The organism is Mesorhizobium sp. CU3 (genome assembly GCF_006442965.1).
GTDB lineage: Bacteria > Pseudomonadota > Alphaproteobacteria > Rhizobiales > Rhizobiaceae > Mesorhizobium.
Map to the genome: position 1 here is coordinate 165,892 of NZ_VFWX01000004.1, position 25,934 is coordinate 191,825.

The window sequence follows — 25,934 nt, forward strand, 5'->3', positions numbered from 1 at the left end:
CCCGGTCATATCCTCTGCGACCGGCGGTCGGCCGAGAACAGGCCGTCCGGCTTGAGCATCAGCACGGCGATCACCGCCGCATAGACGAAGGCATCGCGATAGGGCCGCGCGGCGAGCGGCAGGGCGATCTGCAGGAAGACGCTGACGAGGCCGATCAGATAGGCGCTGAGCACCGCGCCCGTCAGGCTGCCCAGCCCGCCGACGACGGTGGCGACGAAGGCGACCAAAAGGATGCCGTCGCCCATGCGGATATCGGCGATGCCGGTCTGCGGCAGCGTCAGCAGGCTGGCGGTCGCGGCGAGCGCGCCGGAAATGCCGAAGGCGACGAGGATGACACGGTCGGCCGGGACGCCCAGCATGCGCGCCATCAGGAAATTCTCCGACGAAGCGCGCATGGCGGTGCCGAAGCGCGTGCGCCGCAGGAAGAGCGTGAGCGCGACGAGCGCAAGCGCGGTCACCGCGAGGATGACCAGTTGCAGGCGCGGCACCATCAGCGAGCCGATCATCACCGGCTGGGTCAGCGCCGGCCACAGGTTGATTGCGATGGGACGGCTGCCGAACAGCATCAAGAGAAGGTTCTGCAAGGCCGAGCCCAGCCCGAAGGAGGCGATCATCATGGTGGCGGGCTGCGCACCGCGCAGATGGCGGAAGAGCAGTATTTCGGAGGCCATGGCGAGCAGCATGCCCAGGGCGATGACGACCGGCACCAGCGCCCAGCCGGGCAAAAGGCCGATGAACGGCCGCGAGATCCCCTCGCCCGCCGGCACCAGCAGCGCGAAGGCGCAGAAGGCTATGTAGTTGCCCTGCGCGAAATTGACGAGGCGCATGACACTGAAGATCATGCCGATGCCGAGCGCGGTCAGCGCATAGATGCTGCCGAGGCTGAGCGCGTCGATCAGGTTCTGGGCGAGGTTGAGCATCATGCCGCCGCCCCCTCGAAGCCGAAGAAGCTGCCTTCGAGCGAGCGCTCCGCCGCCAGATCACGTGCCCTGCCCGCGCGCACGACATGACCGCTGCGCAGCATGACCAGGCGCGCGTCGACCTCGACGGCGCGCATGAAACTCTGTTCGGCGATCAGCAGCGTGAGGTCGCGTTTTTCCCGGAGCGCCAGCAGGATGTCGTAGACCTGGTCGATCAGCTTGGGCGCCAGACCAAGCGACGGCTCATCGATGGCGATCATCGGCGCGCGCGTCATCAATGCCCGCCCGATCGCCAGCATCTGCTGCTGGCCACCGGACAGCAGTCCGGCCGCGTCGCGCAGGCGCGGTTTCAGTGCCGGCAGTTCCGAGAGGACGAAGTCCATGTCCTCCTCGATGCCGGCGCGATCGCGGCGCAGATAGGCGCCGATGCTGAGATTCTCGGCGACCGACAGCGAGCCGAAGATCTCGCGGCCTTCGGGCACCAGCGTGAAGCCGAGGCGGACGACCGCTTCGCTGCGCATGCCGGCGGTCGACTTGCCGGCGACGGTGATTTTGCCCTGGCTTGGCGCCAGCACACCGGCGATGGCGCGCATCAGCGTCGACTTGCCGGCGCCGTTGGGGCCGGCGAGGAAGACGATCTCGCCACGCCCGATATCGAGCGAGACGTTGCGGACCGCGGTCAACGGACCGTAGCTGACGCTGACGTCGTCGAGCGAGAGCATCGTCATGCCGCGACCTCCGCCCGCGCCGCTTCCTGGCGCTCCAGCGAAGAACCGAGATAGGCCTCGCGCACGGCGCTGCTCGCCCGGATCTCATCGGGCGAGCCGGCGGCGATCTCGGCGCCGCTGTCGAGCACATGGATGTGGTCGCACACCGAAAGCACCAGCGTGATGTTGTGCTCGACGAGCAGCACCGCGACACCGAGCTCCTTGTGGATGCGGCGGATCAGCGTGCCGAGCTCCGCCGCTTCCTGCTGCGACATGCCGGCCGCCGGTTCGTCGAGCAGAAGGAAGGCCGGCGTCTCGACCAAAGCGCGCGCGATCGCCGTCCGGCGCTGATCGGCATAGGAGAGCGTGGCGGCGCGCCGGCCGCCGAGCGCCGCGATCCCCATCCATTCGAGCGTCGCGTCCGCCGCTTTATCGGCCTGGCCGCGCGAGCGGCCGAGACCGACCGCGGCGGCAGCGACATTCTCATGCACGCTCAGCGCCGAAAACAGGCGGCCCGCCTGAAACGTGCGGCTGATCCCGCGCCGGCGCAACTCGCTCGGCGCCAGGCCGAGAAGGCTCGCGCCGTCAAGCGTGATGTCGCCGGCGCTCGGCGCGATCATACCGGTCATGACGTTGATGCAAGTGGTCTTGCCCGCGCCGTTCGGCCCGATCAGCCCGATAACGCCGCGCCCGCCCAGAGCAAGCGACACGCCGCGCAGCGCCTTCAGCCCGCCGAAGGCCAGATCGACCGATTGCAGGGCAAGCTCACCCATCGCGCTACGCGCTCCAGAACGCGACGGTGCGCTTCTCGAACGCCGCGCGGTACTGGCGCGTCGTCTTCTGAAGCAATTCGCCGCTGCCCCAGTCGAGGATGACGGCATGGCGGCGGATCGCGTCCAGCATGCCTATCTCGCCGACCCGGTAGCGAGCAGCGACGGCTCCCGCGTCCTCGCGCGCCCAGGCGACCCTGTTGGCGCGGATATGGACGCGCTCGGCAAGCGTCGCTTCCTCGTCGATTTCGTATTCGAGCAGGTCCGCGTCTACGACCTTAAGCACGACGCCGTAGTCGATCCTGGCGCGGCCGACGGTGACATAGTCGTCGATCACATCCTCGCGCACGGCTTGCGGGTCGCGTTCAAGTGGATCGCCGAAGCCGCCGCCACCGGATGTCGGACGGCTGAAATGGTCGCCCGGCTGTACCGCCACGTCGGAGAAGACCGCGCCCATCCACTCGCCCTTGTCCGATCCGGCCCGCGTCAGCGTGATGCCGTGCGGCAGGCCGGGCAGCCCGCCCTGGATGCCCCAGACGACGGAGCGCTCGCGGTCGCATATATAGGACATCACCGCGGCGTCGACCTCGAGCATGGTGCCGCGCTTGATGACGCCGACACCGCCCCGCCATTTGCCGGGACCGGCGGAATCGGGCAGCGCCTGGTATTCGTCGGTGATGATCGGCGAGCCGCGCTCCTGGCCCTCGACCGGCTGCGAGCGCAGGCCGGTGCCGAACAGGAAGGTGGTCAGGTTGCAGCCATCCTTGCCGTTTCGCCCGCCCCAGCCGCCCGGCAGCCAGTCATAGAACATGAAGGTCGGGCGCTCTGGCTTGCGCGCATCCTGGCCGCCGGTAAGCAGATATTCGGAATGGAAGGTGCAGGCCATGGCGCGTTCGGGGATGATGCGCGACCACATCTCGCCGACCGAATTGACGATCTTGTCGAAGGGCATCAGGAAGCCGGTGACGGCGACCGGCCATTTGGCGTTGACGATGGTGTTCTCCGGCGCGATGACCTCGATCGTGCGGTAGAAGCCGGAGTTCAGCGGCAGGTCGGGGAAGAAGTTCTTCATCGCCGCCACACAGGCCGAGAAGGTGCCGCCAAAGGCAGAATTGTAGAGCGAGGCGACCGTCGGATGCGAGCCGGTGAAGTCGTAGATCGCTTTCTCACCGGTCAGCGTCAGCTTGATCTTGATCGGGATCAGCCCCTCGCCCGCACCGAGGTCGCGGTCGAGGAAATCCTCGGTCTCCCAGGTGCCCCGCGGCAGTTCGGCCAGCCGCTGGCGGGTGGCGCGCTCGACATAGTTCTGGACGTCGGCGAAGCCGGCCTTGACCGTCTCCTTGCCGTACTTCGCGACGAGGCGCTGGATTTCGCGCGCGGCGATCATCGTCGCCTGCGCCTGGGACTGCATGTCGCCGATGATGGAAGCGGGATCGCGTGTCTGCGCGGCGATCAGGTTCGCCACGTCGTCGCAGAAGCGGCCTGCATGCCAGAGCCTGACCGGCGTGATGCGGATGCCCTCGCGGAACATGTCCTTGGCCATCACGTCGAAGGAGCCGGGCGTCGAGCCGCCGACATCGGTCCAGTGGCCGTTCGACTGGGCAAAGCCGATGACCTCGCCGTCGACAAAGATCGGACGGATCAGCCGCACGTCGGAGAAATGCGTGCCGCCGGCGTAAGGATCGTTGATGGCATAGACGTCGCCATCCTCCATGCGTCCCTTGAAGACGCGGATCACGTCCTTGCAGGTGAGATGGAGCGTGCCGACATGGCCGGCAAGGTCCTGGTCGCCTTGGGCGACCGAGTCGCCATTGGCGTCGCTGAGGCCGTTGGAGAAATCGCGGTTGAAGATGACGAAGGAGTAGCAGGTCCGAAGAATCTGTTCCGACATCTGGTTGACCGAGTTGATGAAGGAGTTCTTCAGCACCTCGAAGGTGACGGGATCGAGGGCGAACCCTTCGGCGCGCTGCATGGCGGCGGCAGTCTTCATGGCTCAGGCCCCGAAACGGATGACGATGTTGAGGAAGCGGTCGATCTCGGCGCTGACGCCGGGCGGCACCACCGTTGTCGAATCGAATTGCTCGATGATGGCCGGTCCAACGAGTCTGGCGCCCGCCTTCATCTCCTCGCGCTGATAGATCGGCGTATCGGCGAACGGCTTGTCGTCGAACCAGACCGTGCGCCGTTCCTTGGGCACCGGCGCCTCGTCGGACAGCGGATGCTCGGCGAGCGTCGCCTTGGGCGTGACACCGATGGCGCTCAGATTGACGCGGTAGATGTCGACCGGCGCGTCGTCGCGGCGGAAATTGTATTCGCGCTCATGCAGCGCGTGGAAGGCGGCGATGAGCTCGTCGATGGAGTGCAGCGCTGCTCCGAACGGCACCGAGAGGGAGCGCCACTGGCCTTGGTACATCATGTCAACGGAGCGCTCGAGGATGACGTCCTTGCGCTCGACGCCCTCCTGCCGCAGCAACTCCCAGGCTTCGTCCTCCAGCCTGGCGAACAGGCCTTGCAGCGTCGCCATGTCGGTCTTCGTCGCCTCGCTGATGAAGGTCTGGCCAAGGTCGTGCTGGACATCGACGAGCAGGCAGCCGAGCGCCGAGGTGACGCCGGGATTGGGCGGCACGATGACGACCGGGATCGCCAGGTCGCGGGCGATCTCGGCGCCGTGCAGCGCGCCGGCGCCGCCGAAGGCGACCAGCGCGAAATCGCGCGGATCGTAGCCGCGGCTGATCGAGATCAGGCGTACGGCATCGGCCATGTTGGCGTTCGCCACCTGGACGATGGCGTTGGCGGCGGAGTGGACTTCGAGCCCGAGCGGCTCGGCGATGCCCTTGGCCACCGCCGCCTGGGCGAGTTTCGGATCGAGCGACATATGCCCGCCGGCGAGGCTGGTGCCCTGGCGTCCCAGCACGACATTGGCATCGGTGTTGGTCGGGATCATGTTGCCGCGGCCGTAGCAGGCTGGTCCCGGGTTGGCGCCGGCCGATTGCGGACCGTTGCGCAGCGAGCCTGCCGGATCGATCCAGGCGTGCGAGCCGCCGCCGGCGCCGATGGTCAGCAGTTCGATCGCCGGGAAGCGGATCGGGTAGCCGAATTCGATGAACCAGTCCTTGGTGACGCGCGAGCGGCCTTCGCTGGCCAGCGACACGTCGCAACTGGTGCCGCCCATGTCGAGGCCGATCGAGTTGGGGAAGCCGCATTGCGAGGCGATGTGGCGGCTGGCGATGGCGCCGGCGGCGATGCCCGAGCCGGCGAGCCGGGCGGCGAACTGCTTTGCGCCGCGCGCCGTCATCACGCCGCCGCCGGAGTGGAGAAGCAGCAGGTCGCGCTTGTAGCCTTCGGACTTCAGCCGAGCGTCGAGCGCGTTGCAATAGTCGCCGACGACCGGCGCAAGTGCTGCATTGACCACCGTGGTCGAGAAGCGCTCGTGCTCGAAGATTTCCGGCAGCGTCTCCGACGAGGTGGTGACGGGAACGCCGTCCAACTCCTCGAGCAGGATCTCCTTCATCCGCCGTTCGTGCTCGCCATTGGCGAAGGCATTCATGAAGCACACAGCAACGGCGGCGACGCCGCGCTTCTTCAGCACGCGGGCCACGCGGCGCGCCTCATCCTCGTCGAGCGGCTGGCGGACGCGCCCCATGGCGTCCATGCGCTCGGCAACTTCCAGCCGGTCGCGGCGCGGGATGTAGGGACGCGCTACGTCCTTGTAGGTGTCCCAGAGGTCTTCCTTGTCGGCGCGCCTGATCTCGATGATGTCGCGGAAACCCTTGCTGCAGACCATCGCCGCGCGCGGCAGCCGCCGCGTGATCAGCGCGTTGGTGGCGACGGTGGTGCCGTGCGCGAGGAGCGCGACCTCGCCCAGCGCGACATTGCCCCTTTGCAGGCCGGCCATGAAGCCGTCGATCGGGTTCTGCGTCGACGGCACCTTGGTGACGCGGATCGACTTGCTGGCATCGTCGAGGATGCAGACGTCGGTAAAGGTTCCGCCGATGTCGATCGCGACACGCAATGATGCCATTATGGTACTCCCATCTGCCTTTCTGGCGGGCGCGCGCCGGCGCGCCCGCAATCGGGCGGCTCACGCACTTCCGGTCTAGTTTCGGTCTTTGCGACTTCGGACGGGACCGTTTCCGGTCCTGTCTTCCCCTTCGTTGTTGGCATCAGCGTCGCGCCGTTGGCCGAACAATTCTTGGCATATTACGCCAAGTTCCGTGCAAATTACGCCATATCAGTATATACTAATGGATATCGCGCAGGCGGGAAAATCCGTCGCCGCGATGCAGGTCGAGGACAACCGCGATTGTGGGAGCGCAGAGGCTATCGATTCGATCGTCCAAGCACGCTCGACGCGATCAACAGCACGATCGACGCGGCGATCAGCACCGTGGCGGCCGCGGCTATCGTCGGCGTCAGCGTGTCGCGGGCGATGGTGAACATCTCGCGCGGCAGCGTGCGCTGGCCGGGACCGGCCAGGAACATCGTCACCACCACCTCGTCGAGCGAGGTGGCGAAGGAAAACAGCGCGCCGGACGCGATGCCGGGCAGAATGACCGGCAGCGTCACCTTGCGAAAGGTAAGCAAGGGCGGCGCGCCCATGCTGGCGGCGGCCCACAGCAGCCGCCGGTCGAGGCCGGTGAGCACGGCCGAGACGGTCACCACGACGAAGGGGACGGCGAGCGAGGTGTGACCGAGGATGAGGCCGGGGAAGGTCGCGGTCAGGCCGGTCATCGAGAAGACGAAATACATGCCGACGCCGACGATGACGACCGGCGCAATCATCGGGATCAAAAGGAAAGCCGAGATCAGCCGCCGTCCCGGCAGTTGCGGCGCGGCAAGGCCGAGCGCCGCCATAGTGCCGAGCGGCGTTGCCAGCAAAGTCGTGGAGACGGCCAGGATCAGGCTGTTCTGCAGCGCCGCCATCCAGGTCGGGCTGGTGAAGAAGTCGCGGTACCATTTCAGCGACCAGCCGGTGATCGGAAAGGTGAAGTCGCCGCTGTCCTTGAACGAGAACAGCACGATGACGATCAGCGGCGCCATCAGGAAAGCGAGCACAAGCGCGGCCGTCAGCCCGAGGCCGAAATGGCCGAGGCGGCTTGCGGGAGTTTGTCTCATACCTGCCACCTCCTAGCGGACGCCGACGCCGCTGCGTCGCAGCAGCGCATTCTGGACGGCGTAGAGCGACAGCGTGACGACAAGCAGGATCAAGCCGAGCGAAGAGGCAAGGCCCCAGTTCAGCGTGCCGGTGGTGTAGAGCGCGATGTAATAGCTGATCATCTGGTCGCCCGGACCACCGACCAGCATCGGCGTGACATAGAAGCCGAGCGTGACGACGAAGACCATCAGCGTGCCGGCCATGACGCCTGGCATCACCTGCGGAAGGTAGACGCGCCGGAAGGCATAGAACGGCGTGGCGCCGAGCGACAGCGCCGCCCTGAACAGGCGCGGGTCGATCGAGCGCATCGAGGCGAGCAACGGAAAGATCATGAAGGGCAGCATCACATGCACCAGCGCGATGATGACGCCGATGCGGTTGTAGAGCAGCTTCATCGGCTGATCGATGACGCCCATATCCATCAAAAGCGTGTTGATGACGCCGCGATCCTGCAAAAGCGCCAGCCACGCGGTGGTGCGGACCAGGATCGAGGTCCAGAACGGCAAAAGCACCATCAACAGCAGGAGATTGCGGACACGGTCACTCTGGCGGGCAAGGAAGGCGCAGAGCGGGAAGGCAAGCGCCAGCGCGATGATCGCCGTGGTGGAGGCGATCATGAAAGTGCGCAGGATGATCGAACGGTAGAGCGCCTGACCCGGCCGGGCCGGCCCGATGCCGGTTTCGTAGTCCCGCTTCAGATCAAGCGCAGACAGGATGTGGTAGATGCCGACCGGACCGGCGGCCCGTTTCATCGCCTGCCACGTCTTGTTCGCGCCCCATTGCGGATCGAGTGCCACGAGATCCGGCGCGGCGCCGGCGGGCGCCGCCTCCAGCTTCCGCTTGGTCGATTGCAGCAAGGCGCGGAAGCCCGGGTTCTCGTAGGAGAGCCGTCGGCTGAGCGAGGCCAGGCTGGCGCCGTCGACTGCCTTGAGGTCGGTGGCCAGCGCGGCATAGGCAGCGGCCGGTGGCAGGCCCTGGCCGTTCCAGGACGAAAGCTCCGCGGCCGTCGCGGGCAGCGCCGCGCGCAATTCGGGATCGGAGACGCTGCGCCACAGGATCATGCCGACCGGCAGCAGGAAGGTGGCGAGCAGGAACAAAAACAGCGGCGCGATCAGCGCGTAGCTGCGCAGCACTCCGCCTCTTTGTCCCTTCAGCATGAAATCACCTCCCCGCGCGACGCTGGGATCTGCGCCAACCCGAACGGTGGCGCAGGTCCCAGCCTAGACTGGCTTTACTGTGCCGACCACTCGGCCCAGCGCGCGGTCAACGCGTCGATATTGTCGATCCAGAAGGCGTCGTCGATCTGCAGCACGTCCTTGGCGTTCTCAGGCGCCGTCGGCAGGTCGGCGAGCAGCTCCGGCTTGACCATGGTCATGGCCTTGGCAGAGGTGATGCCGATCGGCTGGACCTCGGGCAGATGGCTCTGCGGCTCGGCCTCGCCGGCGAACTTCAACAGCTCATAGGCCTTGTCGACATTCGGCGAGGTCTTGAGGATGACCCAGCTGTCGGCCGTCTGCAGCGACTTGTCCCAGACGATGCCGAACGGCTTGTGGTCCTTGTTGATGGCGTTGGTGACACGGCCGTTGAAGGATGAAGTCATCACCACTTCGCCGGAGGCGAGAAGCTGCATCGGCTGGCCGCCTGCGGTCCAGAACACCAGCGACGACTTGATGGTGTCGAGTTTGGCGAAGGCGCGGTCGACACCCTCGGGCGTCGACAGCACCTTGTAGACGTCGGCGAGCGGCACGCCGTCGGCGATCAGCGCGAATTCGAGATTGGTCTTGGGCGATGCCCGAAGAGCGCGCTTGCCCGGATATTTCTTCAGGTCGAAGAAGTCGGCCCAGCTCGGCACAGCGCTGACGCGGGTCTTGTCGTAGGCAAGCACGTGATTGTAGATCGCAGCGCCGATGCCGCATTTGTGGACGGCGCCGGACACGTAATTGTCCTTGCCGCCGAGCTTGTCGATGTCGAGCGGCAGGATCAGGCCTTCCTGGCAGGCGATCTCCAGTTCCTCGCTCTCCGCATTGACGATGTCCCAGCCGCTGTCGCCGCCCTCGACCTTGGTGCGGATGACGCCGATGCCGTTGTCCCAGGTGTCCTCGACGACCTTGATGCCGGTCTTCTTCTCGAACGGCTTGAAGATGGCGTTGCTCTGCGCCTCCTGGAACGTGCCGCCGTTGGAGACGATGACGAGGTCGCGCGCGGACGCGCCGGCCGCGAAGACCGTGCAGGCGAGAAGCGAAGCGATGAGCAGTGTCGTTTTCTTTTGCATTTCAAGTTCCCCTTTGTTTGGTTTTGATGGATCAGGATTCAGGCGAGGATCAGAGCCTCCTCGACCGGAATGGAAAGGCGCAGCGTCTCGCCGGCCGCCGGGAGACCGGAGCAGGCCTGCGGCCTGAGCTTGAGCTGCACCGTTTGCCCGCCTGCGACGGTGATGCGGACGCGCACATGGTCGCCGTGGAAAAGCTGGTCGAGCAGCGTGCCTTCGATGGCGTTGCCGCCGGCATCCGCGGCATGGATTTCGGGGATCGCTTCGGGGCGCACCACCAGGACGGCCTCCTTGCCGGCGGCGATGCCCTCGCCGGCCAGGCCGCGCAGCACGACGCCATTGGCGAGTTTGATCTCGGCCATGGCGCCATCGGCGCCGACAACGGTGCCCGGCAGCATGTTGGTCTCGCCGAGGAAACTGGCGACGAAGCGCGTGCGCGGGCGCCGGTAGATCTCGACCGGCGAACAGATCTGCTGGATGCGGCCTTCATGGAACACGGCGACCCGGTCCGACATGGTCAGCGCCTCGTCCTGGTCGTGGGTGACATAGACGAAGGTGACGCCGAGCTGGCGATGGATCTGCTTGATCTCAAGCTGCATCTGCTCGCGCAGCGCCTTGTCGAGCGCGCCGAGCGGCTCGTCCATCAGTACGATTCGCGGCCGGTAGACCAGCGAGCGGGCAAGCGCCACGCGCTGCTGCTGGCCGCCGGACAATTGGCCGGGCTTGCGGTCGCCAAAGCCGGAGAGATGAACGAGCTCCAGCGCCTCGGCGACGCGGCGCTTCTTCTCCTCCGCCGAGACGTTGCGCACGGCGAGCGGGAAGGCGACATTGTCGGCGACCGACATATGCGGGAAGAGCGCGTAGCTCTGGAAGACGACGCCCAGGTCGCGCTTGTGCGGCGGCAGGTCGGTGATGTCCTGCCCATCCATGAAGATGCGTCCCGAGCTCGGCCATTCGAAGCCGGCGAGCATCATCAGCGTCGTGGTCTTGCCGGAACCGCTCGGCCCGAGCAGCGTCAGGAACTCGCCCTTGACGATGTCGAGCGAGAGATCATCCACGACCGTGGATTTAGGGTCGTAGCGCTTCGTCACCGAGCGGAACGAAACGATCGGCGGTACTGCGGGATCGGCGGTCGGCCGTTCGGTCATCAAGGTCAGCTCAATTGGGCGTGAATCTGGTCGAGGCTCTCGGCCACGGCCGTGACGATTTCGCTCATATGCTCGTTCTGCGCAATCAACGGCGGCGAAAACACCAGCGTCGGCCCGAGCGCGCGCAGCAGCACGCCGCGTTCCTTGACCGCTTCCGCGATGCGCTTGGCGACGCCGAGTTCCGGCGCGAAAGGCGTGCGGCTTGCCTTGTCGGCGACGAACTCCACCGCTGCCATGAAGCCCACGCCGCGCACATTGCCGACCAGCGGATGATCGCCGAGCGCCCGCAAACCGTCTTGCAGCGCCGGGGCGACCGCGCGCACATGGCCGCAGACATCGATCTCGTCATAGATGCGCAAGGTCTCCAGCGCCACCGCCGCGCCGACCGGATGGCCGCCATAAGTGTAGCCGTGGCCGAAGCCGCCGAGGCTCGCGGTGAAATCGGCGATCGCCTGGTAGACGCGGTCGTTGACCAAAAGCGCCGAGATCGGGAAATAGGCCGACGATAGGCCCTTGGCGCAGGTGAGCATGTCGGGTTCGAGGCCGAAACGCTGCGAGCCCCAATAGTCGCCAGTGCGGCCGAAGCCGCAGATGACCTCGTCGGCGATGAACAGCACATCGTATTTGCGCAGCACTTTCTGCACGGCGGCGAAATAGCCCTCGGGCGGCACGACGACGCCGCCCGTGCCCATGACCGGTTCGGCGAAGAAGCCGCCGATCGTCTCGGGACCTTCGGCAAGGATCAGTGCCTCGAGTTCCGCCGCCAGCCGCCCGGCATAGGCCTGCTCGGTCTCGCCGTCCGCCTTGCCGCGATAGAGATCGGGACACGAAACATGCAGAAAGCCGGGCAGCGGCAGGCCGTAGCCATTGTGCATGTTGGGCAGACCGGTGAGGCTTGCCGCGGCGACCGTCGTGCCGTGATAGGCGCGCTGCCGCCCGATGATCTTGCGCTTTTGCGGCTTGCCGATGGCGGCGTGATAGTACCAGACCAGCTTGATGGCGGTGTCGACCGCTTCCGAGCCGGAGGCCTGGAACATCGCCCTGGACATCGGCACCGGCGCCCTGGCCAGCAGCGCCTCGGCGAGATCGATGACCGGCTCCGAGCTGCGATGGGCGAAGGTCTGCTGATAAGGCAGCTTCAGCATCTGCGCGTAAGCCGCGTCCGCCAGGCGGCGATCGCTGAAGCCGAGCGAGGCGCACCAGAGACCTGCCATGCCGTCGAGATAGCGGCGGCCGTCCAGGTCGGCGATGCGGACGCCGTCGCCCTTGCCGATCACCATCGGACCGACCTGCTCATGCAGCCGGAAATTGGTCTGGGGATGGGCATGGAAGCGGATGTCGCGGCCATGCGGAGAGTTCAGAAGAGCCTGGTCCATCACCCATTCCCGTTTCAATCTTGTTTTACGATACAAAATGATGTTTCGTATTACAAGACGATTTTTTAGCGCTGACGACGAGATGGCGGACGATCGATCCCGACGCGGCGGAACCGAGACGGCTTTGCGGAATCTTGTTTTGCGGGGCTGGCCGGGTTAGCACGGACTCGGGTGCTCAAGCCGCCGCAACCGGCGCGCAGGACGTGAAGGAAAGTGCAGGCATGACCACGGCTCGGCCCGACGGCGGCGTCAAATCGGTGCAACTGGCCTTCGACGTCCTCGAGGCGGTGGCCGCGGCGCCCGGCGAAGTTGGGGTGAGCGAGCTGGCGGCCTTGCTCGGCACCACCAAGGGAACGGTTTTCCGCCATCTGCAGACGCTGGTCGAGCGCGGCTATGTCGACCAGAACACGGTCTCCGCCCGCTACAAGCTCGGCACCAGATCCTATTTGATCGGCCAGGTCGCCGCCGGCCGGATCGAATTGCTGACCGCCTCGGCGGACGCGATCGCCTCGCTGCGCGACGAGATCGGCGAAACCGTCGTGGTCTCGGCGCTGCGCAACCGCATGCTCGTCGTGCTGCGCACGGTGTTCGGCAAATCCAACCTCGAGATCGGCGTGCGGCAAGGCAGCGAACTGGTGCTGCACGGCACCGCCCAGGGCAAGGTGGCGCTTGCCTTCAGCCCGCGGTCGCTTTTGCAGCATGTGCTGCGCCAGGGCCTGACCCGGCTCACCGACCACACCATCGTCGACCCGGCGAAGCTGGAGGCCGAGCTCGATCAGGCGCGCGCGCAAGGCTTCATCACCGCGCCCAGCGAGGAGACGTTCGGCATCAATGCGGTGGCGGCGCCGATCTTCGACCGCGCCGGCGATGTCGCCGGCACGATCGCCATCGTCGGCTCGGTGCAGAACATCAAGGCCGTGCCGGATCAGGTCCAGGTCGAGGCCCTGCTCAAGGCCAGCCTGCGCATTTCGTGGAATCTCGGCTATGACCGCGGCGCCGTCGAGGCGCGGCGCCGCCTCGATTCCGCCGCCCGCTGACGCATAACGATCAGGCCTGGCCGAACCCGAAAAGCCGCGCCGGATTGTCGACGAGGATACGGCGCGCCGTCGCCTCGTCGCCGGCATAGCGAAACAACAGATCGAGCAGCGCGCCATCGTTCGGCGGCTGGGTCTTCGACAGCGGATGCGGCCAGTCGCTCGCCCATAACACCCTGTCGGGCGCGGCCTCGATATAGGCGCGCGCCACCGGCAGCACGTCATGCCAGGGAAAGCCGGCCTGCGATATCTTGTGACCATTGGAGAGCAGCACCCAGAAATTGCCTTTTCGCAGCAGATCGACGACCTTTTGTACCGTCGCCTGATGGCCCGGTTGACGAAGGTCCGGCCGTCCCATGTGGTCGATCACGACCGGCAGGTCGTCGACGGTTTCGTAAAGCGCAAGACTGTCCAGTATGCCGTCCTGGCCGGGCTGGATCTTGACGTGCCAGCCCAATTCGCGGGCACGTGCATAGGCGCGGTCCAGCATCTTGCGGTCGGGGGCGAGATTGACGGCACCAAGGAAATTGAACCGCGCGCCACCGACGCCGGCCGCGTCGAGCCTTGCCAGTTCGGCGTCGGAGCAATCGGTGAGCGCCGCCGCGATCACGCAGCCGCGATAGTGCGGACCCGCGAGCGCCAGCGCGTCGAGAAGTGCCGAGTGGTCGGTGCCATAAGTGGTCGGCTGCACAATGACGCCGCGCTCGATGCCCAGCACCCGGTGCATGGCGAGCGCCTTCTCTACGGTCGCCTGCGGCATCTCGTATGCGGCGCCCTTGCGCGCAGGGTAGACGTCCGCTGGACCGAAGACGTGAAACTGGCAATCCGTGGCGCCGGAGGGAGGTACCTTACAGGCCGGCACGGGATGCGGATCGAATGGGAAATAGTCGGTCATTGGTCGCCCGCGATAGCGGTTGAACGCGGCCGGGATTGCGCGCCGCCGATGACGGCCGTGACGTCGCACTGGATTTCGATGCGGCCTTCGAGTTCGGCCTGAAAACTGTGCCGCGCCGGGCGGCTGGCTTCGTCCGGAAACATGGCCAGCCATTCGCGGTTCAGCGCTTCGCGCTTCGACCTGTCGCGCATCCAGACCGTGATCTTGAGAATGTCGCCGGTCGTACCGCCGGCGGCTTCGACGATGGCGCGGACATGGGCGAACATGAATCGGCACTGATCGTCGAGCCCGTCGGCCAGCTCACCCGTCGCCGGATCGACGCCGTTGATGACGCCTGACATCAGCAGATCGCCGATGATTGCTGCATTGGGAATAGGGTTCTTGTGGCGAAAGCCGGGAATATAGATCGATCGCCGACGGTCCATCGGATGTCAGGGCCTCAGCCAGAGGGCAAGCGCGATCGTCAGGACCAGGACGGCACCAATGCCCAGCACGGCAAGGACAACCTCGCGATCGCGATGCAGGGGAATTCCGCGCGACCGGACCCCGCTGACGAATTGCTCGAGGTCCGCCTCACGATCGAACTCGACGCGATGCGAAACGCCGTCGACATTGACGTCCGCGAAAGCCCGACCGCGCTGCCGGCTGATGACGCAGCCCTCGGCGCGCAACAGCAGCGCGTCGATCCGCGACGCTGTGGCCGGCCCGTAGCGCAAGGACGGAGCGGCGCCGACGAGCAGATGCCGATAGTCGATATCCATCACTCGCGCCGCCTCCGCCAGACTGCCGGCCCGGCCCGTTACGCCGCGACCTGACTGACGAACTTCATCGCCAGATAGGCCTGCAGGCCTTCGCTGCCGCCTTCGGCGCCATGGCCGCTGTCCTTGATGCCGCCGAACGGCGTCTCGGGCGCGGCAAAGCCGAAGTGATTGATCGAGATCATGCCGGATTCGACCTCGTCGCCGATCTTCGCGACCTTGGCGGTGGAGGCTGCGAACGCATAGGCGCCGAGCCCGTATGGCAGGCGGTTCGCCTCAGCCACCGCCTCGTCCAGCGTGCCGAAGCCGTTGACGATGGCGACTGGGCCGAACGGCTCCTCGCTCATGATGCGCGCCGACAGCGGCACGTCAGCCAGCACTGTCGGCGCGTAGAAATAGCCTTCATTGCCGATCCGCCGGCCGCCGGTGACGACGCGCGCACCCTTTTCAGCCGCATCGCGGATCAAACCGTCAAGCGCGTCGACCCGGCGCGCATGCGCCAGCGGCCCCATCTGCGTGCCGTCGGCGGCGCCATTGCCGACGACCAGTTTCTCGGCCAGCGCGGTGAACGCCTCGGTGAAACGGCCCTTGAGCTTGTCGTCGACGAGAAAGCGCGTCGGCGAAGTGCAGACCTGGCCGGCGTTGCGGAACTTGATGCCGGCGCCGATCCGGGCGACGGCATCGACATCGACGTCGTCGCAGACGATGAAGGGACCGTGGCCGCCGAGCTCCATGGTGGTGCGCTTGAGATGCTGGCCGGCAAGCGCCGACAGCGAACGCCCGACGGCGACGGAGCCGGTGAAGGAGATCTTGCGGATCACCGGCGACGGAATGAAATAGGACGAGATCTCCGCCGGCACGCCGAAGACCAGGTTGAGTGCGCCGGCCGGAACCCCGGCCTCCTCGAAGCAGCGCACCAGCTCGATTGCCGAGCTCGGCGTTTCCTCCGGCGCCTTGGCGATGATCGAACAGCCGGCCGCGAGCGCGGCGGCCAGCTTTCGTACCAGTTGTCCGCAAGGGAAATTCCAAGGGCTGAAGGCCGCGACCGGGCCGACCGGCTCGGCCAGCACGACCTGGCGCGCGCCGGGCAGGCGCGAGGGAATGACCCGGCCATAGGCGCGCCTGCCCTCCTCGGCGAACCAATCCGTGATGTCGGCGGCAGCGCCCGCTTCCATGCGCGACTCGGCGAGCGGCTTGCCCTGTTCGCGCGTGATCGCCTGGGCGATCGTCTCGGCCCGTTCGCGCATCAGGTCGGCTGCCTTGGTCAGGATGCGGTAACGCTCGAAGGCGGTGGCCTTGCGCCAGACCCTGAAGCCGCTCTCGGCGGCAGCAAGTGCGGCATCGAGATCGGCCGCCTCGGCAAAGGCAACTGTGCCGATCGCCTCGCCGGTCGCGGGATTGACGACCTTGCCGCGGCGCGAGCCGGTGCCATCGGTCCAGGCACCGCCGATGAAAAGGGATTTGGTCATGACAAATGCAATCCTTGAGAACTGGGTCAGGCGTATTCGGGGCGGGCGGGGGTAAAGACGTCGAGATTGAGGGCCGGGCTGTCGCCGACCACTTCGACATAGTGCACGACATCGCCCGGAATGTGCGCGAGGCCGCCTGCCCCCAGACGCACCACTTCGTCGCCGATATGAAAGTCGACCAGACCCTCGAGGATGTAGACGATCTGCTCGTTGGGGTGCGAATGCGGCTTCAACTCATGACCCGGCCACAGCCGGTGCAGCGCCAGCGTCGCACCATTGCCGGAGAACGCCTTGCGCTCGATGCCGGGCCGCACCGGCGTCCAGTCGATCGCTTCCCAGTCGATGGAATGAATGCTCATGAAATCCTCCTTGGGAACAGGCTTAGGACAGGCCGATGAATTGCGAAGCGTTGGTGGCGACCATGCGCCGGACATCGGCCTCGCCGTAGCCGAGGTCGAGCAGGAGCGCGATCATCAGCCGGAAGCCTTCCACCGGGGTCGGGTTGTTCTTCTGGCCGAGATCGGAGCCGAAGAAAGTGTTCTCGACGCCGGCGGCGTCGATGACCTGGCGCAGATGCTCGCGGTCGAACAGGTAGAAGGTCGAGGGCACGAACATGCAGATCGAATGCTCGATCATGACGCCCATACGCGCCAGCTGCGCAACGTCCTGGAAGGAGCCGTCGTTGACGTAGGTCGGGTGGTTGAGGAACAGCCGCTTGATGCCCCGCGCCTTGGCCTCCTCGTAGAACGGCCAGAGCTCGCTGATATGGTGATGGCCGCCGGACACCGCCGCATCGGCCTGCGCGACGAGGTCGAGGATGAGCTTGACCTCGTCGGTCACCTTGCCCGCGTCGTCGATCAGCCGGCAGCCGACCGGCGCCACCGTCTTCTTGCTGTTGACCGGGAACTTGTTCTTGAAGTCGGCGTCCTTCTTGTCGTGATCGATGTGGTTCTGCGCATGCGCCGTCGCCATCCAGACGATGCGGGCGCCCTGCTTCAGCGCATAGTCGACGGCGCTCGGGTTGAGGCTGCCGAGCGGGTTGTTGAGCACGATGGCGCCAAGCGTGGTGACCGGGCTCGGGAAATGCTTGTTGATCAGATGCGCGATCGGCATCGTTGGATAGTAGTGGTCCTTGAGCAGGATCCCCGCCATTCCGGCTTCAGCCGCCTGCTTGACCACCTCGATGTGATCGACGGCGCGCGGCATCAGCGAGGGGCCGCTGTGGACATGAAGGTCGACGGCGCCTTGCATCAGCCTGGTGATGGTCGCTTCCTTCTGCGGATCGATCGTGTCGCTCATCGTGTCTCTCTCCCGGGTTCCGGCGCGGCCGGTATGAACTGCCGCCAGTGGTCGGTGCGCAGCGGCATCTGTGCAAAGCTCTTGCGTCGGTCGGCGGCGAGGCCGACGGCGTCGCCGGCGGTCAGCCCCTTGCCTTCCAGCCAGCGATCGAGTTCGGCGAGGCTGTCGCCGATGACGCCGAAGCCGCGCAGCATCACGGCCGACGCGATGCCCGCAGCGGATGCGCCGGCGAGCAGCATGCGGGCGATGTCCAGGCCGTTGCGCGCGCCGTTGATGCCGATCAGCGGCCGGTCCGGACCGAGGCGCGCGCGGCTCAGCGCCAGCCATTGGCAGGTCAGCGGCAGGTTCCAGAACCCACCGACGGCAAGGCTCGTGCCGAGCATCGGCTCCAGCGTCTCGACATCGGGAATGAAGCCGAGCAACCGGCCCGCCATGACGACGGAATCGGCGCCATTGGAAAACGCCGCGTCGGCGAGGTCGGGCACGCGCTCGCTCTGCCCCGTAAGCTTGATCCAGAGCGGGATCGACACCGTCTGGCGGATCCTGGCGACGATTGCCCCGACGCGTTCCGGCGACAGCTCCGTGCTGACGGCACCCTTGGCGGCCTGGCTCGCATAGGGCGTGCCGATGTTGAATTCGAGCACCGGCAATCCCGCCTGCTCGACCTGGCGAGCCATGCCCACGGCCTGGTCGAGGTCGGCGAGGATCAGGCTGGCCACCAGCACGCAGTCACGGGCGCGCGCCTTGCGTTCGAGCGCAACAGCCTGATCGAGCCATGTTTCGAAGAATTGCGGCGTGAGGCCGGAGCGGCTGGCGATGGTGACGTCGTCTGGCGCGTCGCCGCTCCACGGCACCGGCCGCCAGTCCGCGCCAAGGGCGACATATTCGGCCCGTTGCAGTTGGTCCTTCGCGGCTTCCGATTCATTGGTCGACTTCACCACCGCGGCGCCGGCGCCGGCGCGGATCGCCGCCTCCACGCCCGCGGCGTCGATCATGTGCTCGGCGGCCGCGGCGATTAGCGGATTCTTGAGCTCGACGCGACCGACAGTGCAGCGCAGCCTGACCATTCCGGTTCCCGAAGTTTCCGCCTTTCGCCGCCAGGCAGCGCGCGGAGATCCATTACCGTTCGTTTTGTATAACAAAACAACGTTTCTCTTGATACAACGCGCCGCTGACTGCGTCAACCGCCGCGATACGGTTCGAAGACATCCGTGAAGCTGGGTCTTGCGCTTATCCGGCCTGGCCTCGATCGCGCGCGAGCAGGAAATCCGCGCAGCGTTCGGCGATCATGATGCAGGGCGCGTTGGTGTTGCCGCTGACCAGTGTCGGCATGATCGAGGCGTCCGCGACCCGAAGGCGCGGCACGCCGATAACCTGGAGCTTGCTGTCGACGACGGCCATCTCGTCGGCGCCCATCTTGCAGGTGCCTGCCGGGTGATAGACCGTCTTGGCCAATGAGCGCGCATGGTGCTCCAGCTCGGCGTCGCTCTTGTCGCCATCGCCGGGCGCAAGCTCGCGAAAACCCAGCGCCCGCATCGACGGAGCTGCAAGGATATCGCGGGCAAGCTTCAGGCCACGCACCAGCGTGTCGACATCTTCGCGGCTCGTCAGGTTGTTGCCGACGAAGACGATCGGGTCGTTGGCCTCGCGGCTGCGCAGCGAAACCTTGCCGCGCGACACTGGACGCAGGATGCATGGATTGATCGACACGCCATGGCCCTCCATGGCCTGTCGCGTGGCATCGCCGACCAGGGCCGGGGTGACGTGGAACTGGATATCCGGCCTGCCCTGCCCGTTCGTGTCGACGAAGCCGCCGCTCTCGACCACATTGGACGTCAACAGACCGGAACGCGCGAAAAGATATTGCAGGCCGTTCGCGATCGCCCTCAGGCCCTTGTCCTGCCCCTTGAGCGAGATCGGCCGGTCGGTGATGCCGTAGACGGACGCGGTGATGTGGTCCTGAAAATTCTCACCGACGCCGGGCAGGTGCCGCGTGACGGGAATTCCGAACTTGGCCAGTTCGGCGGCGGGACCCAGGCCCGAGAGCATCAGCAGCTTCGGCGTCGCCAGCGCGCCGGCGCACAGCACCACTTCCTCCCTGGCGCGCGCTTCCAAAACCTGCCCCGCCTTGCGATAGCGGATTCCGACAGCGGCGCCGTTTTCCAACACAAGCCCCTCGGCCGCCGCTTCCACATGCAGCGTCAGCAGCTTCGAATGGCGGATCGCTTTCAGATAGGTGGCGGCCGTCGAGCCGCGGCGGGCTGCAAAAGTGGTCGTCTGGTAGAAGCCGATTCCGGCCTGCGTCGCGCCGTTGAAATCGGCACTATGGGACAGGCCGATCTCCTGCGCCGCGCGCACGAAGGCGGAACTGATCGGATGGCGATGGCGCGGCTCAGAAACCTTGAGCGGACCGCCGGTGCCATGGAAGGCGTTGGAAAAGGTTTCGTTGTCCTCGCTGCGGCGGAAGACCGGCAATACGTCGTCATAGCCCCAGCCGACGCAGCCGAGATCGCGCCATGTGTCATAGTCCTCGGCCTGGCCGCGGATATAGATCATGGCATTGACCGACGAGCCGCCGCCCAGCGTGCGCCCTTGCGGCACCGTCAGCACGCGGCCGTTAGCGCCGGGTTCCGGCTCGGTGCGGTACATCCACGTGCGTTTGGTGCCGAGCACGCGCACGAAGGTCGCCGGAATGTGGATGAAGGGCGTGTCGTCGCGCGGGCCGGCCTCGAGCAGCAGGACGCTCTTGCCCGCGCTCACCAGCCGGTTGGCGAGCACGCAGCCCGAGGAGCCGGCGCCGACGATGACGTAGTCGTGGACGGACATTCCCTTCTAGCTTTCGACCGGATGCGGCAGCGAGGCCACGACACCGGCATATTCCCGGGCGATCATGCGCACGATGTCAGCGGCGGGCAGGATGTCGCCGACGAGGCCGACGCTTTGACCCGCTTCCAGCTTGCCCTGGTCGACATCGCCGTCGAAGGCAGCGGCCTTGAGCGTGCCGGCGGCAAACAGCGCGCGGCGCGCCTCGTCGTCCGTGCCATTCTCCTCGGCCTTGCTCATCTCTTCGGCAAAGCGGTTCTTCAGCACGCGGATCATGCCCAGCCCACGGCCGACGACGAGCGTATCGGCAATGCCGGCGCCGAGCAGGCGCTGCCGATAGGCATCGTGCAGCCTCGCCTCACTCGACAGCATGAAGCGGGTGCCGAACTGGGCCGCGCCGGCGCCAAGCGCCAGCGCCGCCGCCAGGCCGTGCCCGTCGGCGAAGCCGCCGGCAAGGATCAGCGGCATATCGGGAACCGCCTTGGCGATCGCCCGGCCGAGCACCAGCGTCGAGACCAGCTCCGGCGGCGGATGGCCGCCCGCCTCGCCGCCGACCGCAATCAGCCCGTCGACGCCGGCATCGGCGGCCTTCCGCGCATGTTCGGCCCCGGCGACCACATGCAGGCAGACAGTGCCGATGGCCTTGAAGCGCTCGATGTATTTCTTCGGCCCGCCCTGCGAGGCGATCAGCACCGGTACGCGTTTCTCGATCAGCAGATCGATGATCTCGTCCACGCCCTTCCGGTAAAGCGGCAGGTTGACGGCGAAGGTCCGGTCGGTGCCCGCGCGGACCTCATCGATCGCGGCGGCGAGGTCGTCGCGATACATCGGACCGGCGGCGATGACGCCGAGGCCGCCCGCGCGCGACACAGCGAGCGGCAGCGCCGCGTTCGACGAGGCCCAGGACATGCCGGCCTGGACGATCGGCAAGTCGATGCCCAGCAGCCGCGTGACCGGTGTCTCGATCCGCACGACGCTCTCCTCAAAGCCCGAGCAGGCCGCGCGCATGCGCGGCAAGCTGCTTCTTCTGGATCTTGGAACTGGCTGTCATCCCGATAGCCTCGAAGCTGTCGACGATCCAGACATGCCGCGGCACCTTGAAACCGGCCATTTCGCTCTTTGCCCAGGCCTTGATCTCTTCCGCATCCGCGGCATGGCCGTCATTGAGGATGACGAAGGCGGCCGGCACTTCGACCAGCCGCTCTTCCGGAACGCCGACAACCGCCGCCTGCCTTATCGCCGGATGACGATGCAACGCATTCTCGACATCGGCGGGCGAGACGTTCTCGCCGCCGACGCGGATGATCTCCTTGGCGCGACCGAGGAAGGTGAGCCGCCCGCTCGCATCGAGGGAACCCAGATCGCCTGTCGCCAGCCAGCCCTCGGTATCGAGCGCCTCGGCCGTCTCCTTCGGCTTGTCGAAATAGCCGAGCATCACGTTCCAGCCGCGGACCAGTATCTCGCCGCTTTCGCCGATCCCGGCATCGCTGCCATCACTGCTGCGGATACGCACGCTGACCCCGGGCTCCAGCCGCATCGCGGCGCTCACCCTGATCTCTTCCGGTTCCCAGAAGCAGGATTGCGCGACATTGGGCGAGGCCTCCGAAAGCCCGTAGCCGACCACGCACTCGCGCGCGCCGAGTTCGTCGATCACCCGCCGCACGATGGTCGGCGAGGCGGCCAGCCACGCGCCGCGCAGGCTGAGCTTGCGCCGCGCGCGGTCGGCATGATTGAGCAGCATCAGCGCCATGGTGTCGTTGCCGGAAAAATGCGTGCAGCGCTCCGCCTCCATCAGCCGCAACGCCTCGCCAGCCTCGAAGCGGTCCATGCTGACCAAGGTGGCGGCGTGCTGCAGCACCGACAGGATCGACAGTGTCGTGCCGGCGACATGGAAAAAGGGCCGCGCGCTGTGGAACCGGTCACCCGGCCGCAAGCCCATTCGAAGGCCGGAGAAGTAGGCGTTGGCGAGCATGTTGCGGTGGGTCAGCACCACGCCCTTGGGGAACGACGTGGTGCCCGACGTGTACTGGATGAGCAGCGGATCATCCGGGCCGCACGCCTGGGTCGCGGCCGCGCCGGCGGTGCCCGCGATTGCGATCGAGCTCCAACCGACCGCGCCGGCCGGCACATCGTTGCCGATGACGATGATCTTCCGCAGCTCCGGAACGGCCGGATCTGGAAGGCTATGGTCGAGCGCCGGGCATATCTCGCGCAGCATGGCGATGAAATCGATCTTGAACAGGCGGTCGCAGGTGATCAGCGTGCCGACCTTCGACTGGCGCAGCGCGTAGGCCATCTCGCTGGCAACGAAACGCGTGTTGACCGGCACTGTGACGGCGCCGAGCGAGCCGAGGGCCAGGAAGATCGCCATCCACTGCACGGAGTTTCCCAGGCAAAGGCCGACGCGATCGCCCTTGCGGATGCCCTGGGCGGCGAGGTCCGCGCCGACGCGCGCGACATCGTCGGCCAGGGCGCCCCAGGTGACGCGCCCGTCCGGCGCGACGATCGCCTCTATGTCGGGGGCGGTGGCCGCCGTCCGGCGCAGCGCCTCTGCGACGGTGAGCGGGAAGAAGCCCGAGAGTTCGAGATCAACCTTCGCCATTGGCGGCTCCGGTCTCGGCCTGCTGGATGAACTTCTTGATGCCGTCGCGCCAGCCGCCGTCGGCAAGGCAGCGTTCGATAGCCGCAAGCTCGATGCGGATGCCGTTGGCGAGATCGGTCTCGTGGCCGAGATCGACGGCCTGCTTGGTCAGCGCGATGGCGAGCGGCGGCGCCGCCGCGATGGCCGCGGCGACCTCCTCGCCGACCTTGGCGAGGTCTTCATGCGGCACGACGCGGGCAACCAGGCCCTGCTCGTAGGCCTCCGCCACGGGCATGATGCGGCCGGTAAAGAGCAGTTCCTTCGCCCGTATCTTGCCGATCACCCGCTGCAGGCGCTGCGTCGCGCCGACCGTGCCCCATTGCGGTTCCGGGAAGCGGAAGGTGGTCTTGTCCGAAGCGATGGCGAAGTCGCAGCTCATCAGGATTTCGCCGCCCGAGCCGACCACTGGTCCCTGGACGAGGGCGACGACCGGCTTGCCGCAGCGGGCGATGGCGTCATAGGCGGCGAAAGAAGCCCTGCGGCGTTCGAGCACCCAGCGCTCGTCCTTGTCGACGCGCTCCTTGAGATCGGCGCCGGCGCAGAAGACGGGACCCGTCGATGCCACAAGCACCACCCTGACGTCCTTGTCGCCATCGAGTTCCTCGAAATGGCGGCGCAACTCGACGCACATTTCGAGGTTCAATGCATTGCGGGCTTGCGGGCGGTTCAGGACCAGATGGGCCACAGGCCCTTCACGGCGGCAAACAACGGTTGCGGGCGCACTCATCTTCAAACAACCCCTTCCGTTTTCAGCGTCTCGATCTCGGCCGCGCCGAGTCCCAGTTCCTCCGACAGGATGCGCTCGGTGTCGGCGCCGAGCCGGGGCGGGCAGCCGATCTCGGGATCGTCGAACCCCTCGAAACGCACCGGCGTGCGCAGAGCCGGAAAGCGGCCGGCGCTCGGATGCTCGAAGGCTCCCACGACGCCCCTCGCCTGCATATGCGGATCGCTGAGGATCTCGCGGACGGTGTTGACCTCACCGGCCGGGATGCCGGCGGCCCGCAGCTGTTCCGCCAGAGGCGCGCGATCATGCCGGAGGATGGCGGAGCGCATCGCGGCCATCACCCGCTCGCGGTCCGCGACGCGTCCGGCATTCTTGTCGAGCCCGCTGTCGGCCGCCAGCTCGGCAAGCCCGAGCGCCGTTACCAGCGCCGGCCAATGCTGGTCGCTGCCGCTGATGTGGAGCCAGCCGCCGTCGCAACATTCGAAGGCGGCGGAAGGAACGCGGCCGGGATGCTCGGTTCCGGCGCGCGTCACATCCTCGTCGAGCGCGAACAGCCTGGCGGCGGCGAGCGCCAGCAGGCTTGCCTGCACGTCCATCATCGACAGGTCGACGCGGCAGCCCTTGCCGTGCCTCGCCTTGCCGACCAGCCCGCTGAGAATGGCGATCGCGATCCAAAGCCCGGAGCTCATGTCGGCGACCGGAATGCCGGCCTTGGCCGGAGGGCCATCGGCATGGCCGGTCAGATGCATGAGCCCCGACAGCGCCTGGAAAACCGTGTCGTAGCCGGGACGGTTCCGATAAGGTCCGGTCTGGCCGAAGCCGGTGCTCGACACATAGATCAACCCGGGATTGAGGCCGGCAAGCCGATCGTAGCCGAGCCCGAAACGCTCCATCTCGCCGGGCAGAAAATTCTCCAGCACGACGTCAGACTCGGCCGCCAGCCGCCGCGCCAGCTCCTGGCCCTTCGGCGATTTCAGGTTCAGCGTCAGCGACCGCTTGCCTCTGTTGAAAGCGAGGAAATAGGCGCTCTCGCCGCCGGCGACGCGCGGCTCGAAGCTGCGCGATTCATCGCCGGTGCCCTGACGCTCGACCTTGGTGACCTCGGCGCCCATCTCGGCCAGGATCTGCGTCGCCATCGGCCCGGCGAGCACGCGCGAGAAATCGAGGATGCGTATTCCCTCGAGCGGCTTCATGGCTTGTCTTCCCTGAAGGCGCGCATGGCGGCGTTGACGTCGCGTCCGGCCGCCATCGCCTCATCATAGGGCAAATCCGCGACCTGATAGTAGAGCGCCTTGACCGCCGCCATGGCGCGCGGATTGGCCGCCGCCCACTGCTCGGCAATCGCGATTGCAGCCTCGACGACCTGATCCGGCTCGACCACGCGATTGGCGAGACCCAACTTCAGCGCTTCCTCGGCGCCGATCAGCCGGCCGAGGCTGATCATCTCGAACGCCGCCTTGCGCCCCAACGAGCGCTGCAGGCCGGTCATCACCAGCGCCGGCACGATAGAATGCTTGAGCTCGGGATAGCCGAACTTGAGGTCGGCGGCCGCCACCATCATGTCGCAGCCGATGGCGAGGCCGGCGCCGCCGCCGACCGCGGCCCCCCGCACGGCCGAGACGATCGGCTTCGACAGTTTCTGCATCATCGCCTGCGTGCGGCAGGTGAGGTCCGCCCGCTTCTCCACCAGATCCTGGTTGGCGGGCGTCAATTGCTTGAACTCCGACAGGTCCGCTCCGGCGCAGAAGGCGCGGCCATTGCCGGTCAGCACGATCGCGCGCACGCCGGCATCGCCATCTGCCGCTTGCAGCGCGTCATGCAGCGCCTGCGTCAGTTCGGTGTCGAGCGCGTTCAACTTGTCCGGACGGTTGAGGCTGACGATGCGGACCGCCGCGCGGTTCTCTACGATCAGCACTGGAGCTTGCCTTGCCTGTTCCATGCCGGCC

Annotated in this window: 24 protein-coding genes; 1 reads left to right on the forward strand and 23 read right to left on the reverse strand. The window is 66.6% G+C overall.

Annotated features, from left to right (window positions below; all coding sequences use genetic code 11):
• Positions 1-5: 5 nt before the first annotated feature.
• The 10 genes from FJ988_RS08520 to FJ988_RS08565 form a co-directional block, all read right to left on the reverse strand.
• Complete coding sequence (locus FJ988_RS08520) at positions 6-923, reverse strand: branched-chain amino acid ABC transporter permease (protein WP_246688476.1); 918 nt, start codon at positions 921-923, stop codon at positions 6-8.
• Entirely contained in the window at positions 920-1,648 is a 729-nt protein-coding gene (locus tag FJ988_RS08525) for an ABC transporter ATP-binding protein (protein WP_140816421.1), read from the reverse strand. The genes FJ988_RS08520 and FJ988_RS08525 overlap by 4 nt, the downstream gene beginning before the upstream one ends.
• On the reverse strand, positions 1,645-2,400 hold the full coding sequence (locus tag FJ988_RS08530) for an ABC transporter ATP-binding protein (RefSeq protein WP_140816423.1): 756 nt from the start codon (positions 2,398-2,400) through the stop codon (positions 1,645-1,647). The genes FJ988_RS08525 and FJ988_RS08530 overlap by 4 nt, the downstream gene beginning before the upstream one ends.
• 4 nt (positions 2,401-2,404) lie before the next feature.
• Complete coding sequence (locus FJ988_RS08535) at positions 2,405-4,387, reverse strand: hydantoinase B/oxoprolinase family protein (protein WP_246688477.1); 1,983 nt, start codon at positions 4,385-4,387, stop codon at positions 2,405-2,407.
• Positions 4,388-4,390: 3 nt separating this feature from the next.
• Positions 4,391-6,418 carry a hydantoinase/oxoprolinase family protein gene (locus FJ988_RS08540; RefSeq protein WP_140816425.1) on the reverse strand — a complete coding sequence of 676 codons (2,028 nt, stop codon included), beginning with the start codon at positions 6,416-6,418 and terminating at the stop codon, positions 4,391-4,393.
• Between the two features lie 299 nt (positions 6,419-6,717).
• On the reverse strand, positions 6,718-7,512 hold the full coding sequence (locus tag FJ988_RS08545) for an ABC transporter permease (RefSeq protein WP_140816427.1): 795 nt from the start codon (positions 7,510-7,512) through the stop codon (positions 6,718-6,720).
• Between the two features lie 12 nt (positions 7,513-7,524).
• Entirely contained in the window at positions 7,525-8,709 is a 1,185-nt protein-coding gene (locus FJ988_RS08550; protein WP_140816429.1) for an ABC transporter permease, read from the reverse strand.
• A 74-nt stretch (positions 8,710-8,783) separates the two neighbouring features.
• Positions 8,784-9,824, reverse strand: a complete 1,041-nt coding sequence (locus FJ988_RS08555; RefSeq protein ID WP_140816431.1) for an ABC transporter substrate-binding protein — start codon at positions 9,822-9,824, stop codon at positions 8,784-8,786.
• A 38-nt stretch (positions 9,825-9,862) separates the two neighbouring features.
• Positions 9,863-10,969, reverse strand: coding sequence for an ABC transporter ATP-binding protein (locus tag FJ988_RS08560; RefSeq protein WP_140816433.1), 1,107 nt, complete (start codon positions 10,967-10,969; stop codon positions 9,863-9,865).
• 5 nt (positions 10,970-10,974) lie between these two features.
• Positions 10,975-12,345, reverse strand: a complete 1,371-nt coding sequence (locus FJ988_RS08565) for an aminotransferase (protein ID WP_140816435.1) — start codon at positions 12,343-12,345, stop codon at positions 10,975-10,977.
• A gap of 221 nt (positions 12,346-12,566) precedes the next feature.
• Between FJ988_RS08565 and FJ988_RS08570 the strand changes: the two genes are divergently transcribed.
• Entirely contained in the window at positions 12,567-13,382 is an 816-nt protein-coding gene (locus FJ988_RS08570) for an IclR family transcriptional regulator (RefSeq protein WP_140816437.1), read from the forward strand.
• Positions 13,383-13,392: 10 nt separating this feature from the next.
• Here FJ988_RS08570 and FJ988_RS08575 read toward each other — a convergent pair whose 3' ends face one another.
• From FJ988_RS08575 to FJ988_RS08635, 13 genes are all read right to left on the reverse strand, one after another.
• Entirely contained in the window at positions 13,393-14,274 is an 882-nt protein-coding gene (locus FJ988_RS08575) for an amidohydrolase (protein ID WP_140816439.1), read from the reverse strand.
• A complete protein-coding gene (locus FJ988_RS08580) occupies positions 14,271-14,699 on the reverse strand; it encodes a RidA family protein (RefSeq protein WP_140816441.1) in 429 nt (142 codons plus the stop codon). Before FJ988_RS08580 ends, FJ988_RS08575 begins: the two co-directional genes overlap by 4 nt.
• A gap of 6 nt (positions 14,700-14,705) precedes the next feature.
• Positions 14,706-15,035: a hypothetical protein gene (locus FJ988_RS08585; RefSeq protein WP_140816443.1), complete on the reverse strand. Its 330-nt coding sequence runs from the start codon at positions 15,033-15,035 to the stop codon at positions 14,706-14,708.
• A gap of 38 nt (positions 15,036-15,073) precedes the next feature.
• Positions 15,074-16,501 carry an NAD-dependent succinate-semialdehyde dehydrogenase gene (locus FJ988_RS08590; protein ID WP_140816445.1) on the reverse strand — a complete coding sequence of 476 codons (1,428 nt, stop codon included), beginning with the start codon at positions 16,499-16,501 and terminating at the stop codon, positions 15,074-15,076.
• Between the two features lie 26 nt (positions 16,502-16,527).
• The gene (locus FJ988_RS08595) at positions 16,528-16,860 is read right to left on the reverse strand and encodes a cupin domain-containing protein (protein WP_140816447.1); all 333 of its coding nucleotides are present in this window, start codon (positions 16,858-16,860) and stop codon (positions 16,528-16,530) included.
• A gap of 22 nt (positions 16,861-16,882) precedes the next feature.
• Positions 16,883-17,800, reverse strand: coding sequence for a DUF6282 family protein (locus tag FJ988_RS08600; RefSeq protein ID WP_140816449.1), 918 nt, complete (start codon positions 17,798-17,800; stop codon positions 16,883-16,885).
• A complete protein-coding gene (locus tag FJ988_RS08605) occupies positions 17,797-18,867 on the reverse strand; it encodes a dihydroorotate dehydrogenase (protein WP_140816451.1) in 1,071 nt (356 codons plus the stop codon). Before FJ988_RS08605 ends, FJ988_RS08600 begins: the two co-directional genes overlap by 4 nt.
• A 163-nt stretch (positions 18,868-19,030) precedes the next feature.
• Complete coding sequence (locus tag FJ988_RS08610; protein WP_140816453.1) at positions 19,031-20,626, reverse strand: GMC family oxidoreductase; 1,596 nt, start codon at positions 20,624-20,626, stop codon at positions 19,031-19,033.
• A gap of 6 nt (positions 20,627-20,632) precedes the next feature.
• Positions 20,633-21,595 (reverse strand): nitronate monooxygenase family protein, encoded by a 963-nt coding sequence (locus FJ988_RS08615; RefSeq protein ID WP_210242749.1) that lies wholly within the window; start codon positions 21,593-21,595, stop codon positions 20,633-20,635.
• A gap of 10 nt (positions 21,596-21,605) precedes the next feature.
• Complete coding sequence (locus FJ988_RS08620; protein ID WP_140816455.1) at positions 21,606-23,225, reverse strand: AMP-binding protein; 1,620 nt, start codon at positions 23,223-23,225, stop codon at positions 21,606-21,608.
• Positions 23,212-23,949, reverse strand: a complete 738-nt coding sequence (locus FJ988_RS08625) for an enoyl-CoA hydratase/isomerase family protein (RefSeq protein ID WP_246688478.1) — start codon at positions 23,947-23,949, stop codon at positions 23,212-23,214. The genes FJ988_RS08620 and FJ988_RS08625 overlap by 14 nt, the downstream gene beginning before the upstream one ends.
• 44 nt (positions 23,950-23,993) lie before the next feature.
• Positions 23,994-25,181 (reverse strand): CaiB/BaiF CoA-transferase family protein, encoded by a 1,188-nt coding sequence (locus tag FJ988_RS08630; RefSeq protein ID WP_140816459.1) that lies wholly within the window; start codon positions 25,179-25,181, stop codon positions 23,994-23,996.
• Positions 25,178-25,927 carry an enoyl-CoA hydratase/isomerase family protein gene (locus FJ988_RS08635; protein ID WP_140816461.1) on the reverse strand — a complete coding sequence of 250 codons (750 nt, stop codon included), beginning with the start codon at positions 25,925-25,927 and terminating at the stop codon, positions 25,178-25,180. The genes FJ988_RS08630 and FJ988_RS08635 overlap by 4 nt, the downstream gene beginning before the upstream one ends.
• Positions 25,928-25,934 lie beyond the last annotated feature (7 nt).

Coding starts and splice junctions, on each gene's coding strand:
- FJ988_RS08520 (WP_246688476.1), bottom strand. CDS start 923: ATGATGCTCAACCTCGCCCAGAACCTGATCGACGCGCTCAGCCTCGGC.
- FJ988_RS08525 (WP_140816421.1), bottom strand. CDS start 1,648: ATGACGATGCTCTCGCTCGACGACGTCAGCGTCAGCTACGGTCCGTTG.
- FJ988_RS08530 (WP_140816423.1), bottom strand. CDS start 2,400: ATGGGTGAGCTTGCCCTGCAATCGGTCGATCTGGCCTTCGGCGGGCTG.
- FJ988_RS08535 (WP_246688477.1), bottom strand. CDS start 4,387: ATGAAGACTGCCGCCGCCATGCAGCGCGCCGAAGGGTTCGCCCTCGAT.
- FJ988_RS08540 (WP_140816425.1), bottom strand. CDS start 6,418: ATGGCATCATTGCGTGTCGCGATCGACATCGGCGGAACCTTTACCGAC.
- FJ988_RS08545 (WP_140816427.1), bottom strand. CDS start 7,512: ATGAGACAAACTCCCGCAAGCCGCCTCGGCCATTTCGGCCTCGGGCTG.
- FJ988_RS08550 (WP_140816429.1), bottom strand. CDS start 8,709: ATGCTGAAGGGACAAAGAGGCGGAGTGCTGCGCAGCTACGCGCTGATC.
- FJ988_RS08555 (WP_140816431.1), bottom strand. CDS start 9,824: ATGCAAAAGAAAACGACACTGCTCATCGCTTCGCTTCTCGCCTGCACG.
- FJ988_RS08560 (WP_140816433.1), bottom strand. CDS start 10,969: ATGACCGAACGGCCGACCGCCGATCCCGCAGTACCGCCGATCGTTTCG.
- FJ988_RS08565 (WP_140816435.1), bottom strand. CDS start 12,345: ATGGACCAGGCTCTTCTGAACTCTCCGCATGGCCGCGACATCCGCTTC.
- FJ988_RS08570 (WP_140816437.1), top strand. CDS start 12,567: ATGACCACGGCTCGGCCCGACGGCGGCGTCAAATCGGTGCAACTGGCC.
- FJ988_RS08575 (WP_140816439.1), bottom strand. CDS start 14,274: ATGACCGACTATTTCCCATTCGATCCGCATCCCGTGCCGGCCTGTAAG.
- FJ988_RS08580 (WP_140816441.1), bottom strand. CDS start 14,699: ATGGACCGTCGGCGATCGATCTATATTCCCGGCTTTCGCCACAAGAAC.
- FJ988_RS08585 (WP_140816443.1), bottom strand. CDS start 15,035: ATGGATATCGACTATCGGCATCTGCTCGTCGGCGCCGCTCCGTCCTTG.
- FJ988_RS08590 (WP_140816445.1), bottom strand. CDS start 16,501: ATGACCAAATCCCTTTTCATCGGCGGTGCCTGGACCGATGGCACCGGC.
- FJ988_RS08595 (WP_140816447.1), bottom strand. CDS start 16,860: ATGAGCATTCATTCCATCGACTGGGAAGCGATCGACTGGACGCCGGTG.
- FJ988_RS08600 (WP_140816449.1), bottom strand. CDS start 17,800: ATGAGCGACACGATCGATCCGCAGAAGGAAGCGACCATCACCAGGCTG.
- FJ988_RS08605 (WP_140816451.1), bottom strand. CDS start 18,867: ATGGTCAGGCTGCGCTGCACTGTCGGTCGCGTCGAGCTCAAGAATCCG.
- FJ988_RS08610 (WP_140816453.1), bottom strand. CDS start 20,626: ATGTCCGTCCACGACTACGTCATCGTCGGCGCCGGCTCCTCGGGCTGC.
- FJ988_RS08620 (WP_140816455.1), bottom strand. CDS start 23,225: ATGGCGAAGGTTGATCTCGAACTCTCGGGCTTCTTCCCGCTCACCGTC.
- FJ988_RS08630 (WP_140816459.1), bottom strand. CDS start 25,181: ATGAAGCCGCTCGAGGGAATACGCATCCTCGATTTCTCGCGCGTGCTC.
- FJ988_RS08635 (WP_140816461.1), bottom strand. CDS start 25,927: ATGGAACAGGCAAGGCAAGCTCCAGTGCTGATCGTAGAGAACCGCGCG.